The organism is Streptomyces sp. NPDC005402, from assembly GCF_040606575.1.
In the GTDB taxonomy this organism is placed as follows: Bacteria; Actinomycetota; Actinomycetes; order Streptomycetales; family Streptomycetaceae; genus Streptomyces.
In genome coordinates this window covers 19,722-32,713 of record NZ_JBEXFB010000023.1, presented here as the reverse complement: position 1 = coordinate 32,713, position 12,992 = coordinate 19,722, and the positions used below count along the sequence as shown (strand labels likewise).

Genomic DNA, 12,992 nt, shown 5'->3' with positions numbered 1-12,992 from the left:
CGAGGGGCGGGCCATGCCTGCCGACTTCCCACCGTGGGACCGGGTCTACGCGTTCTTCCGGCGCTGGCGCAACCAACCGCATACTGCGTTCAGCACTGCGCCGTCGGTTCTTGCTCCTTGTAGGCGTAGGCAAGGTGACGGACAGCGCAGTGCACTTCTGCAGGTGGCCGCGCAGTTCGCCCGCGAAGTCCCGCGCCCTGCCGGACATCTCAGGTGGAGGCGTCCAGGGGGCGGACCTGGTACGGCGAGGGCTCAGGCGTTGGCGGCCGCGGCCAGCAGCCGGGCGAGTTCGGCCGGCCTGGTGATCATCGGCCAGTGACCCGAGTCGATGTCGGCGAAGTCCAGGTGCCTGGTGCGGGTGACCTCGGGAGCGTCACCGGCGTCGATCCACTCCTGGGCCTGGGCGGGGGTGAACTCGGGGCACACGAGCAGCACCGGAACGTCGAACCTGCGCTCGTCCGTCAGCCGCACCGTAGCCTTGGCCACCTGCTCGGGCACGGGTATCGCCGCCGAGGCGATGCGGCTGCGCGTCTTCTCGTCGACGTCGGCGCTGTCCGGTCCCTCGAACGGGCCCCAGCCGGGAAAGGGCATCAGGCCGTCCTTCGTCTCGAAGAAGTCGGCGTACGGCTGCCCGTCGCCGGACGGGAACCCTCCGATGAGGGCCACCTTGGCCACCCGCTCCGGGCGCGCGTCGGCGGCAAGCCAGGCCAGGGTGCAGGCGGCGGAGTGCCCGACCACCATGGGCCTCTCCGGTGCCGCGTCCACCGCGGCGAGCACTGCCGCCACCTGGTCCTGCAGCGTGGCGGACCCGGCCCCGTCACCCTGACCGGGAAGGGTCAGCGCCACGGGGCGGTGGCCGAGTTGTTCGAGGGCGGGCACGACGTCGTCCCATACGGATCCGTCGAGCCACAGGCCGGCGATGAGCAGGATGTCCATGGATCGGCTCTCTTTCCCGTGAAGACCGTGAAGCGTGTGAAGCCTGTGAGATCAGTGCCCTCACGCTACGACCGGTTCCGGACAATCCACTTCCGGTACATCGCGTGACCGCCTAATCTGCTCGGGTGCCGACCGAGCTCAGCCCCACCGCGCGGGCCCTGCGCACCCTGGAGATCCTCCAGTCCCGTCCCGCGGGCGTGACAGCCGACGAGCTGGCCGCCTGCCTGGGGGTCACGGAGCGGGCCGCGCGCCGCTACATCGGGATCCTGCGCGAGGCGGGCATCCCCGTGCACTCGGCCCGGGGACCCTACGGCGGGTACCGGCTGGGGCGCGGGGCGCGGCTGCCGCCGGTCCTGTTCACGCAGCCCGAGGCGCTGGGCCTGGTCATGGCGGTCCTCGACGGTCAGCCGGCGGCCGCCGACCTCGATGCCGACGACCTCGTCGCCACCGCCCTGGGCAAGGTCATCCGGGCGCTGCCCGAGAGCGTCGGCCGGCAGGCGGCCGCCCTGCGCGAGCACGCGTCCGCGGCGCCCGACCCTTATGCGTCCCGTCCGGATCCCGCCCTGACGAGCACGCTCGTCGCGGCGAGCGCGGTGCGGCGCCGCGTGCTGCTCACGTACCGCAGCGAGTCCGGCAACGAGTGGGAGGGCGAGGTCGATCCCTGGGCGGTCGTGGTCCGCTACGGCCGCTGGTACCTCCTGTGCCACTCCCACCACGCGGACGCGATCCGCACCTACCGCATCGACCGCATCCGCGCCGTCCGCGAGAGCGCCCACGGCTTCGAGATGCCCGACGGCCTCGACCCGGTGGCAGTGCTGGAGGAAAACCTGGGCCAGGGATGGGCGTTTGCCACACGAGTCGCATTCGACGCCCCGATGGATGAGGTACTGCCCTCGATCCGCCCGCCCATGGGGCGGCTCGAACCCTCGGGAGACGGCTGCGTGCTCGTCGGCAGCACGAGGAATCCGGCGATGTACGCGCAGGAATGGCTGGCCCAGCTGCCCCTCGCATTCCGTGTCGAGGGCGGGCCAGAACTGCGCGCAGCGGCGCGAGCGCTCGCCACGCGTTTCACTGCCGCCGTCACGGACGCGCCCTGAGCATTGATCGCAAGCGGCCCGGACCAGCAGGCTGCTTCACTTCGCCCTACGTCGCCCCACGTCGTACGAGGACTCCCGTCCGGCGCGCATCGCCCGGCGCATTCGGCAGCGGCCCGGCACCGCGAGTGCGGTGCCGGGCCGCTGAGGTGCTTCGCGGTGGCGTCAGCCTTGGCGGGCCTTGAAGCGGGGGTCCTTCTTGTTGATCACAAAGGTCACGCCACGCCTGCGCACCACCTGCGCGCCGGGCTTGGCCTTCAGCGAGCGCAGGGAATTGCGTACCTTCACAGCGGCCTCCTTGCCGGGTTCTGCTGGGGTCGGACGGCTCACGCCGTCAGGAACGGACAGGAGCGGTACGGCCGTAGCGTCGCTCGAAGCGCTCCACTCGGCCCGCGGTGTCCACGATGCGCGACGTGCCGGTGTAGAACAGGTGACTCGCCGACGAGATGTCCACGTCGACGACCGGGTACGTGGTGCCGTCCTCCCCCTTCACCGTGCCTTGGGCATCGAGGGTGGAGCGGGTGAGCAGTTGGAAACCCGCTGCACGGTCGCGGAAGACGACGGGGCGCAGGACGGGGTGAATGTCGGACCTCATGAGTGGTGCCTCCTTGACGGAACCTCGGCCGAGGGCCAAGGCGGGTGTCATCGTTCCTCGCGGAACAGAACGTGCTGGCCGGCTACCGGGTCGTACTTGCGCACGACCAGCCGGTCGGGGTCGGCCAGACGGTTCTTGCGCGTCACGTAGGTGTAGCCGGTGCCGGCCGTCGACCTGAGCGTGACGACGGGCCGCGTGGTGCTGCGTGCCATGAGGACTCCTTTCACCACCACCGAGTGCTTTGACTCGGTCATGTCATACAGTGGTGTCAACAAAGCGGTCCAGCGCGTCATTCCCGATGGCCGACTGCCGCAGCGCGCAGCCCAGCGAGACGGCTTTCCCGTGCTCCGCTCATCCCTGCGGGCGACCGGCCACGGCTCCGGGGTGATCGGCCGGACCATCCCGCACCAACCCTGCCCAGCCCGCGCCGGACACCAGCCCCGCACCGGCCCCGCAGCGCTTTGCCGGAACCACGGGCCGGGAACCGACAACCGCCCACGCGGCACCGACGTGGGCACGCCGCGATGTACTCCTCGCTGCGACGATGACCATTGCCATCGCCGGTGTGCAGCGGTGCTGCTCGCTCAGCAGCTCCGTCGCAGCCGGGCAAAGCAGCGCCAGGACCTCATCGACCGTGGGCAGGGATCAGGAGCAGGTCTTCGCGCAGCGTTCGGCGAGAGGGGCCGCCCTGAAGCCATCGGTTCGGCCCGGCGGTGGCCGCCCATCTCCCGCAAGGCACCGAAGCGCGGGCCGAGTGGAGGATCAGGGGTGGATCGCCGCGAACAGGCCAGGCTGAACGGCAGCAGGCTCCACATCTCCCCCACGGCGCTCGTCCGGGCTGTCACGAAGGGAACCGTTCCGGGCGGAAGTCCGCCAGCAACGCGTCTCTGCTCCCGCTGACGATCTCCGCGGCAAGCAGCCGGCCGATGACCGGGCCGAGCGTGATGCCGCTGTGGGAAACGGCCTCGTAGTAGCCCGGTACCGACGGCACCGCTCCCACCGAGGGAAATCCGTCGGCTGGGATGGGCCGGTGCGCGATCCGTGTCCCTGCGATGCGCGAATTGCCGAGCTCAGCAACGACATTCCGCGCCGATGCAAGGAGCATTCGCGCGAGTTCTGATGTCTCCTCGCCTTTGTCGATCAATGCGTCGATCTCGCGGCTGTGGAGGACCACCGAGGCGTCCCCGTCAGGACGGATCTCGATATGGGGCGCGTGCAACACCCGGCCGATCGGGACCTGAGCACAATCGATCCGGGTGACGACGCCGGGTTCCCGGCGCATCGGCAGCTGCCGCGCCACGAGCGCGGCGACATCTGCGGAGCTGGGGCCCGCCGCGTTCACGACGACGTCGACGTCGAGACGGGTTCCATCGGACAGAGCAACGGTCCGGACGCTGCCGTCGGAACCGGTGCCGATGTCGCAGACTGCGGTTCCCGACCGGAGCTCGGCGCCGGATGCAACGGCCTGGCCGACCAGGCGGCCGACGAGGCGACGTCCGTGCACCCAGGCTTCGTCGGGGTAGAACACGACCGGAGCCTCACTCGGCATCGTGAGAGCAGGTTCGAGGCGGCGCGCCTCGGCCCCCGTGAACACCTCGACCCGGTAGTCCCAACGTGCCAGCAGCTCAGCCGTTTGCAACAGCTTCATCTCGACCGTGGGATCGTCCGCCCAGCGCAGGTGACCGCTGGGATACCACCACGAGTCCGGCCCGATTGCCGCCGCGAGTTCACGGTGGGCTGCCATACCCGCCACGTTCAGGGCGAAGTACGACCTGCGCACCGTCTTGTTGCTGGCATTGACCCACGCGAAAGACCAGCTGGTGACGCCCTCACCCGGCTGGAGTGCGTCAATGAAGACCACTTCGGCGCCCAGCCGGGACAGATTCCATCCCACGCTGGCCCCGAGAACACCCGCACCGATGACGGCAACCCGCCCAGGCCGCTTGCCGGACCCGATACTCACAAAAGCCCCCTCCAGGTCACCGGCGAACTCCCGGAACGCCTTCTCGGACCGCACCACCCAGTCTCCAAACGTCCACCGACAAGGGGAAGCCTTGGCGCTGAGAGAACTGCCCGGGCGCTCAGCAGATGGCGTCGCCCAGACGCAGGACCTGGCCCGTCGTTGAGCGCAAGGCCGGCGGTGTAGGTGCCGGCTGTGGCGTCACCGGGCAAGCCTGCTCACTCGGATCAGGGTCGGCCCAACGTTCGCGACGAAGTGCCGTAGGACCGCTTCGAACACGCCCACAGCTCGGGGACAGTATTCCCGGGCTTGTGGCCAAGCAGCGCTCCACCCACCCCGAAATGGCACGCAACGCCATGCGGCTGCCGCACCTGGCCTTGACCGGACCTGCTGCCTCCTCGGCCTGGTTCAAGGTTCGTCGCCCAACACCAACTCGCTCACCGGGACTGGCGCATGATCCACTGCCGGATCCCGGGACCGTGTACGCGCTGTGCCAAGTACCCATGTGGGCGCTGGTGGTCGAATCGGCCGGGACGGTCGGGCCCGTCTGGAAGGAGGCACAGTTCACCGTGTCGTCGACCACGACCGAAGGGTACTCAGGGGCCAGGACGTCGCCGGGGCGTCGAAGGTGGATGCTGGAGGTCGTCGATGATCGAACTCACCGCCCTGCTGTTGGTTAGCTCCGTGCCATCGGCCGCGTAACGGGTGCCAGGGACCGTGGTGACCGCGGCCCTCAGGGTCAGCGTGGCCTTCGCCGCGAGGACGGTGCCGCCCGGGGTGTTGTCGCCGACCACCGGACCGCCCTCCCCGGGGGCGCCACCGGTGCCGCCGGAACCGCTCGGGTTCGGGTCTGCGCTGGACCCGGCCGCGTCCGAGGGGGCGCGCCGCCGCCACGCTGCCGGGTCACCCACAGTGCCGCAGCCGTGTCGTCGGCCGAGAGCTCCACCATCGCGTAACGGCCGTCCCTGCCCCGCTCCATGAGGTCTGCCCCGTTCGGCGGCTGACCTACAGCTGCCAGGCGCCAACTACCTGGCGATACCTACGTTGCGCCCACGCCCCTGCCGTCGCACCGGGCGAACTCAGAAGTCATGCTGAGGAGGAATGTCTGATCGCACCAGGCAGACGCGCGCGGCTGGTATGCGGGAGGGCAGATAGACGAAACCGTTGCCGTTGTCGAGGAGCGACCCCTCATCGATGCCGTCCACGGACCAGAGATCGGCCGGCCCACCGGTGTTGTTGATCTGCAGGAAGAAACCCGCTTCTTCCTCGCCCCGAGAAATGAAGATCCCCTCCACCTCGGGGCGGCGGCTGCCGGCGATTCCCCGTGCGGCACCCATGCGGGTCCAGTCCAGGCCATGCTGTGCGATCGACCGCCGATTGAGCACGGACGAGACGTGGAAAAGGTTCGAGGCATCAGACACGACAGGAGTATAGGAGGCTGCCTGGCTTCCAACCTCGGGGGCCTGAACGGGGGCGACCTGCGGCGCCGGATCCCCGCCCCCGCGCCCTGTCCCACCCACGTGCGTAGAGGGGATGTCGGCCTCCCGACCACGGCCCGAACGACGTGGTGCCCTGCGGGTTCGCGGGCGGCGAGGGAGTGGGCTCGGACGATTGCCGGCTCAGATGCCGGAGGGATATGGGCCTGGTCGCCGTCTTCGATCTGTCACAACCCTCTCTCGGCAATGCACACCTGACCGCAAGGGTGTCCATGGGCAGCGAGTTCGTGTGGCCGTCAGATCGGTCCGGTCGTTTGGTTGACCTGCGTTTCGGCTGGTTCTCGGACGTCTTGATACGGCTGCCTGTCGTTGAGTCCAGGACTTCTTCGACATACCGAAGGTCATGGCTGACAGCAGGCTCGGTCTGACAGTCACCCAGGAGGAGCTCCTTCCCCGGCGCTTCCGGTGTCGTCATCGGCATGGGCGAGGGTCGGCACTGACAGGACGGCCCCGGCGAGAGCCAGGGCGGCGAATACGCGCGTGGCGTTGTGCATGCGTGCGCTGCCAACGATCAACAGTGCATAGGGATGCACACGCCGGTCACGGCACACAGTCGCACGCCAGGCCTCGCGCGGGGCACCCTCCCCCGTCGCTGCCCCGCCCGGACGGGCCTCCCCCGGCCGGATCCGCTCAGCGCGCCGGTCCGTGACCGCCGCCCTACGCTCGGGGCATGAGACGCCGCCCGTTGCACATGTCTGACGAGGCCCTGGACACCCTGCGCGCCGCATTGATGGACCTTCGGACGGAGCTGAAGGTCCCCGTCGCCTTCCCCAAACGCGTACTCAATGCGGCCGACAAGGCCGCGGCCGAGCCGAACCTGCCCGACAAGGACGCCAGGCACCTGCCGTTGTTCACGATCGACCCGCCGACCTCGAAGGACCTCGACCAGGCCATGCACCTGGAGCGCCGGCCCGGCGGCGGTTACCGCGTGTACTACGCGATCGCGGACGTGGCGACCTTCGTCAGGCCCGGCAGCCCGCTGGACGTCGAGGCGCACGACCGGATCGAGACGCTGTACTTCCCTGACCTCAAGGTGCCCCTGCACCCACCCGTCCTCTCCGAGGGCGCGGCCAGCCTGCTGCCGAACCAGGACCGCCCCGCCCTGCTGTGGCAGCACGACCTGGACGCTTACGGCAACCTGACCGACTCGTCCGTGAGCCGAGCCATGGTCCGCAGCCGGGCCCAGCTCGACTACGCGGCCGCCCAGCGGGACATCGAGAACGGCACGGCCGAGGAGTCCCTCGCCCTGCTCCGCGAGATCGGCAGGCTGCGGGAGGCCGTCGAGATCGCGCGCGGCGGCATCTCGGTGAACCTGCCGGACCAGGAAGTCACCCTCGAAGACGGTTCGTTCCGGCTGAGCTACGTGGCGACGCTTCCGGTGGAGGGCTGGAACGAGCAGGTCTCCCTCATGACCGGCATGTCCGCGGCCCAGATCATGCTCGACACCGGTACCGGGATCCTGCGGACCCAGAAGGAGCAGGCCGATCAGAACGTGGTCAAACGCCTGCACGACATCGCCAGGGCCCTGGGAATCGTCTGGCGGCCCGGTATCTCGTACGCAACGCTGGTCCGCAAGCTCGATCCCGGCCGGCAGGCCCACATGGCCTTCCTCAGCGAGGCCACCAGCACGATGCTCAAAGCCGAGTACACCGTCTTCCGCGACAACCAGAAACCGGCGTACACGACGCACGCGGCGATCGCGGCCCCGTACACCCATTGCACGGCTCCGCTGCGGCGCCTGGTCGACCGGTACACCGGCGAGCTGTGCGTGGCAGCGTGCTCGGACAAGCCCCCGCCGAACTGGGTGCTCGACGCCCTGTACTGCATCCCGTGCGACACGGCACGGAGCAAGAGCGGCCTGGCGAACAGGCAGACCGTGGACCTGGCCGAGGCAGTGGTGCTCATGCACCGCGTGGGCGAGGTGTTCGACGGCACGGTCATCGACACCGACGCCGAGCGGGGCAAGCCGCACGAGGGCAAGGTGTTGCTGGCCGACCCCGCCGTGCTGGCCAAGGTCGAGTCGACCAATGGCCCGGACCTCCAGCTCGGGTCCAGCGTCAGGGCCACGCTCCGACGGGCGAACCCCTCCACGGACGGAGACAAGGTCCTCTTCACCGTGCCCTAGGCTGCGTCTTCAATGATCTTGAGTGGCGGATCAGGGTCGGGCGATACGTCGACATGAACTGTCGGATGCCGAGTGGGAGTTCGTCCGGCCGCTGTTGCCCGAGTCGTTGCGGGGCGGGAAGCGGTTGGACGACCGCGCCCTTGCTCAACGGGATCGTGTGACAGTTCCGTACGGGACGGCCTGGCGGGACGTGCCCGAGCGGTACGGGCCGTGGGCCACGCTGCATACGCGGTTTCGCCGGTGGGCTCTGGACGGCACGTTCGAGCGGATGCTCCAGGTCGCCCAGGCGAGGGCGGACGCGGCCGACGGCATCGACTGGCTCGTGTCGATTCCAACAGTCGGGTGGTGTTCGACAACGCGCAACACAGTGCGATCGGGAAACGGAACCGATCCGAACATCGATTCCTCTTCCGCTTCGGTGAAATGACGCCGTGCCGGTCGATGCCCCGGGGCCATCAGCCCCGGGGCTCTCCGCGTCGCGTTCCCCGTGCGGCCGACCGTCGGCACCGGGTCGGGCCCGGTGTGGCGTGCGGCTCAGCGGATCACGAACGTCATCGCACTGCGCGCGGGCAGTGTGACCGTGAAGGAGCCGTTGGACATGCCGGTCGTGCCCTGGGACGCGACGGTCCTGGACGCGTCGGTCAGCCACGACGCGACGCTGGATCCGGCGCCGTTCGCCAGGGTGAACTGCTGACTCACCCCGGACGCGGCCTTGTTGACGGCGACCACGACCGTGGAGCCTCCGCCTCGGTACGCCGAGACATAGACGTTCGTCGCTGGATTCGCCGTCGCCCCGATCCGCACGTATCCGGGCCGGACGAACCTGGCGAAATGCGCCATGGCGGCTCCGCGTTTGCTGATCTTCCCGTCCTCGCGCAAGGGGCCGTAGCTGCGCCTGATGTACCACCAGATGTAGGCCTGGAACTCCGCGTCCACCATGGCCCGGTGGATGTGCTCCCCCACATCGAGGGCCTGCGGCCACAGATCGGCCGAGTCCGTGCTGTTGGGGTAGTACACCTCCGTCATCCAGAGCTCCTTGCCCGCCCCCTTCTGCTTGAAGAGGGGGTACGGGAAGTTCGCGAACGACGTGCCGTAGAGGTGGGCTCCGATGATGTCCACGTTGGCGAGCGCCACCGGGTCGTTGAGGATCGGGTCGGACATGTTCTTCAGGTACTGGAACGACTCCGGTGCGATGACCCTGGTGCTGATGGAGCCGGCGTTCTCCCGCAGGAACCGCACCATCTCGGCGGGGGTCCACCAGGTCCAGTCCTGCGCGTAGTCGGGCTCGTTCTGGACCGAGATGCCGTACAGGTTCACCCCGTTGTTCCGCATGTACGTGGTGAAGTCGTTGAGGTGCTGGGCGTAGGCGCCGTACATGCTGTACCTGAGACGTCGCGCGTTGGTCTGGCTGCCGTGGACGAAGGTCTCGACCATGGAGGCGGGCGGGTTCCAGGGCGATGCCATGACGACCGCGCCGAGTTGGACCGCGCGCTGGGCGGTCGCGAGGTCACGGCTCCAGTTGGCCCGGTCCTCGGGCACGGGGATCCGCAGTACGGAGAATCCCAGCTGTCCGTCCGCCGTCCCGAACGCCGTGTCGCGCTGGGCCGCGGTGAGGTCGCCGATCCAGGCCGCGTGGCTCATGCCGCCGAAACCGCGGATCGTCTGCCGGGTGACCGACGGGTCGATGACGGTCGCGGCGGCAGCCGTCACGGGCCCGGTGCCGGACGCTGCGGCCATCGGTGCCGCAGAGGCGAGGACGGGCAAGGCACCCATCGTCGCCAGGACCGTCCTCCGGCTCGGCGAGCTGTGGGCCCCGCTCTCAGGGTCGTTCCGACGTGGTGTCATGTCTCCTCCTCCTGGCTGTCGGGCATTTCCCGAACAGGGTTATGGGAGCGCTCCCATAACCAACCCTGGAATGACCATGCGCGCGCTGTTCCGTCGGGAGGTACCACCGCATGCCGCCCCGCCCACCGATCAGCGGTTCGCCAGGACACCAACGTTGTTCGAAATAATGAACAGTGTCCGAGTGGCGGACCTGACGAAAGTTAACGACGCCGCTCACCACGGTCAAGGCTTTGGACGGCGATGGCCACTTCGCGCCCCTGCCGCAGGCGGACGCGGAACCCCGCCTGTCCCCCCGGGAGTTGGCGCGGTCTTGCCGGCGGCGATGCCCGGCAAGCGCTCGTGATGAAGACACCACCCCTGCGCTCTCCTCCCCCACCCGACTGACCGCGATCCAGCGCCTGGCGGCACCCGCCGGTCGCATCCTGGGCAGCGACGGCCGCGCCGGGAAATCTCGCGGGCCAGGGCCGCACCCAGGCCGCGGGCGGCTCCGGTGCCGCATCCGCCGCCTGCCGGGAGCGTTCCGCAGGTGGTCGGAGAGCCGGGACAGGCCTGTTCCACCAACGCAGACACTGCGTGCCGGGTGGCGGCGCACCCGAACTCAGAGAAGGCGAACCGGCCATGACGAGGTGTGAGGCCGTACTCGAACCGATCCGGACGGCGCTGGCCGACGTACCCGGTGACAAGCGCCCGGACGACGCCCCGGTCCCCCGGACCACCCCACCGACCACGCGGGCCCCGACCCCGTCTCCCTCTTCGCGGAAGGGGTCGCCGACTACCGTGCCACCGTGACACACGTTGCCACGGCCGACGCACCGGCCGCGATCGCCGACGCGCTCACCCGACGAACTGGAACGTGTCGAAGGTGCACACGGGCCACGCACCCTTCACCCGTCGTCCTCGTCGAAGACCGCACGCAGCCCGGCGCTTCGGTGCTCAACGAAGCGTGGGTCACGTGTGAGGACACGTGAACAGGGTGTCGACGTCGCCAAGGAGATCACACGCAGGAAGTGGCATCGCCATCACCGACCCTGGCGCCGGAGTCACTCGCAGGCGTCCCGGAGTGTGCGCAGGATGCGCGCCAAGTGCTCGCGGTCGTCGGCGGGGAGCGCGGCGACGACGTGAGTGCGCAGTTGGTGGACGTGGGCGGTCAACGCGCGGTTGAGAGCCTCCTCGCCCTTGTCGGTCAGCACGGCGAGAGCCGCCCGTCGGTCGCCGGGGTCGGGCGCCCGGCGGATCAGCCCTTCCTTCTCCATACGGTCGGCGAGCCGGGTGAAACCGCCCGAGCTGAAGGACACGGCGTCCGCGAGGTCGGTCATACGCAGCTGGTGACCCGGCGTGCGGCCCAGTCGTAGCAGCACCTCGAACCAGGCGTCGGGAATGCCCAGATCGCGGTGCACCAGGGGCTTGATGCGGGCGTAGGCCTCTACGAACAGACCGTAGAGGGTGACGTCGTCGTCGTTCAGCAGGTGCTCGTTCATCCCATCAGAATGCCAGAAGCTCGACCACGGAAGAATCTGCTCTTGCAGTATCTGCATCGGCAGAGATATGTTCGGTGAGTCGCCTGAACTCAGAGCGTTCCTGGAGGAGTAGTTGTGAAGTCGACCCGCAGCACCTTGGCTGCCACGCTCGTTCTGGGTCTCCTGGCCGCGGGCGGTGCCACCGCCGCGGCTGCCCCTTCGGCTTCCGCCGGACGGGCCGGCTCGAGCGAAGAGGCCCAGTTGCAGGCGTTGTACCGGCAGGCAGTGGCCGAGGGCGGACCCCTCGTCGTCTACGCCGGTGGCGACAAGCCGGGCCAGGCCGACTACCTGAAGCAGGCGTTCGAAAAGAAGTTCCCGAAGATGAAGGTCGACATCGTGGTCGACTTCAGCAAGAACCATGACGCCCGCGTCGACAATCAGATCGCCGAGCACCACGTGGTCGCCGATGTGGTCCACCTGCAGACCGTCGACGACTTCCCGCGCTGGAAGAAGGAGGGGGTCCTGGGGCAGTACAAGCCGGTCGGCTGGAACAAGGTCTACCCGCAGATCAAGGACCAGGACGGCTACTACACCGGCGTGTTCTTCTTCGCCTTCGCCAACGTCACGGCCACCCAGCTGGGCTCGGCCGCTCCGGTCGAGGCGAAGGACTTCCTCAAGCCCGAGTTCAAGAACAAGCTGGTGTTCACCTACCCGAACGACGACGACGCCGTCCTCTACTACTTCAAGCAGCTCACCGACGCCTACGGCTTCGACTACTTGAAGAAGCTGCTCGCGCAGAACCCGAAGTTCGTGCGTGGCACTCAGGACTCCGCCGACCTGGTCGGCACCGGCAACTACGTCGCGAACTTCGGCAGCGGCGGCAGCGCCAGCGGTCTGTCGACGGTCACCCTGCCCCGTAAGTCCCCCTGGGTGGCCTGGCCGCAGACCGCGGCCGTCCTCAAGAACGCCCCGCACAAGGCCGCCGCCAAGCTGTACCTGAGCTGGCTGCTCTCCAAGGACGCCCAGGAACACTCCATCGGCACCTGGAGCGCTCGCACCGACGTCGCCCCGCCCGCCGGCCGCAAGCCCATCTTCGACTACCCCACCATGAACCCGCTCGGCCTCACGAAGTTCATGAGCGACCGCGCCGCCCTCGACCGCTACAAGGCCCGCATCAACCTGTACATCGGTGACGTCCAGGGCGTGAACCCGTCCGACCCGAAGAACGTGCTCGGCCTCTACCCCGTCGACCAGACCGGCACCCAGGGCTGACCTTCTTCGTCAACTGCCCCACACATCACCGCAGTTGGGCGCACCGGCGAACTGCAGACCACCGAACGCAGCAGGCTCCGACCACCGGAAGAAATCTCATGAGCACCCTCGACTTCAAGGTTCTGGACCTGGATTTCCCGGAAGTGCCTGAGAAGAGCGCCAACGACAACTCCAAGTTCAAAGTTCCGCGCCCTTGAAGCGCGCTTGGTCGT

General features: G+C 68.7%; 13 protein-coding genes. 4 read left to right on the top strand and 9 right to left on the bottom strand.

The genetic code is table 11. From position 1 onward, the window contains the following. Positions 1–252: 252 nt before the first annotated feature. Positions 253–936, bottom strand: coding sequence for an alpha/beta hydrolase (locus ABZT02_RS34975; RefSeq protein ID WP_356024915.1), 684 nt, complete (start codon positions 934–936; stop codon positions 253–255). A gap of 125 nt (positions 937–1,061) precedes the next feature. Between ABZT02_RS34975 and ABZT02_RS34970 the strand changes: the two genes are divergently transcribed. Beyond that, on the top strand, positions 1,062–2,033 hold the full coding sequence (locus ABZT02_RS34970; RefSeq protein ID WP_356024913.1) for a WYL domain-containing protein: 972 nt from the start codon (positions 1,062–1,064) through the stop codon (positions 2,031–2,033). 162 nt (positions 2,034–2,195) lie between these two features. Here ABZT02_RS34970 and ykgO read toward each other — a convergent pair whose 3' ends face one another. The 6 genes from ykgO to ABZT02_RS34940 form a co-directional block, all read right to left on the bottom strand. Continuing rightward, complete coding sequence (ykgO, locus tag ABZT02_RS34965; protein ID WP_014669332.1) at positions 2,196–2,318, bottom strand: type B 50S ribosomal protein L36; 123 nt, start codon at positions 2,316–2,318, stop codon at positions 2,196–2,198. A gap of 46 nt (positions 2,319–2,364) precedes the next feature. Beyond that, positions 2,365–2,625 carry a type B 50S ribosomal protein L31 gene (locus tag ABZT02_RS34960; RefSeq protein ID WP_356024911.1) on the bottom strand — a complete coding sequence of 87 codons (261 nt, stop codon included), beginning with the start codon at positions 2,623–2,625 and terminating at the stop codon, positions 2,365–2,367. A 47-nt stretch (positions 2,626–2,672) separates the two neighbouring features. Continuing rightward, entirely contained in the window at positions 2,673–2,837 is a 165-nt protein-coding gene (rpmG, locus tag ABZT02_RS34955) for a 50S ribosomal protein L33 (protein ID WP_356024909.1), read from the bottom strand. Between the two features lie 629 nt (positions 2,838–3,466). Beyond that, entirely contained in the window at positions 3,467–4,642 is a 1,176-nt protein-coding gene (locus tag ABZT02_RS34950) for an FAD-dependent oxidoreductase (protein ID WP_356024907.1), read from the bottom strand. 539 nt (positions 4,643–5,181) lie between these two features. After that, positions 5,182–5,496, bottom strand: a complete 315-nt coding sequence (locus ABZT02_RS34945) for a hypothetical protein (RefSeq protein WP_356024904.1) — start codon at positions 5,494–5,496, stop codon at positions 5,182–5,184. Between the two features lie 168 nt (positions 5,497–5,664). Next, the gene (locus ABZT02_RS34940) at positions 5,665–6,006 is read right to left on the bottom strand and encodes a hypothetical protein (RefSeq protein ID WP_356024902.1); all 342 of its coding nucleotides are present in this window, start codon (positions 6,004–6,006) and stop codon (positions 5,665–5,667) included. 745 nt (positions 6,007–6,751) lie between these two features. Here ABZT02_RS34940 and ABZT02_RS34935 point away from each other — a divergent pair. Together ABZT02_RS34935 and ABZT02_RS34930 are read left to right on the top strand one after the other, a co-directional pair. Further along, positions 6,752–8,206 carry an RNB domain-containing ribonuclease gene (locus tag ABZT02_RS34935; protein ID WP_356024899.1) on the top strand — a complete coding sequence of 485 codons (1,455 nt, stop codon included), beginning with the start codon at positions 6,752–6,754 and terminating at the stop codon, positions 8,204–8,206. Positions 8,207–8,228: 22 nt separating this feature from the next. After that, the gene (locus tag ABZT02_RS34930; protein WP_356024897.1) at positions 8,229–8,633 is read left to right on the top strand and encodes a transposase; all 405 of its coding nucleotides are present in this window, start codon (positions 8,229–8,231) and stop codon (positions 8,631–8,633) included. A gap of 107 nt (positions 8,634–8,740) precedes the next feature. Here the strand turns inward: ABZT02_RS34930 and ABZT02_RS34925 are convergent, their stop codons facing one another. Together ABZT02_RS34925 and ABZT02_RS34920 are read right to left on the bottom strand one after the other, a co-directional pair. Then, on the bottom strand, positions 8,741–10,051 hold the full coding sequence (locus tag ABZT02_RS34925) for a glycoside hydrolase family 30 beta sandwich domain-containing protein (RefSeq protein ID WP_356024895.1): 1,311 nt from the start codon (positions 10,049–10,051) through the stop codon (positions 8,741–8,743). A 1,040-nt stretch (positions 10,052–11,091) separates the two neighbouring features. Further along, entirely contained in the window at positions 11,092–11,529 is a 438-nt protein-coding gene (locus ABZT02_RS34920; protein WP_356024893.1) for a MarR family transcriptional regulator, read from the bottom strand. A 114-nt stretch (positions 11,530–11,643) separates the two neighbouring features. Here ABZT02_RS34920 and ABZT02_RS34915 point away from each other — a divergent pair, with 114 nt between their 5' ends. Further along, a complete protein-coding gene (locus ABZT02_RS34915; protein WP_356024890.1) occupies positions 11,644–12,780 on the top strand; it encodes an extracellular solute-binding protein in 1,137 nt (378 codons plus the stop codon). Positions 12,781–12,992: the final 212 nt, after the last annotated feature.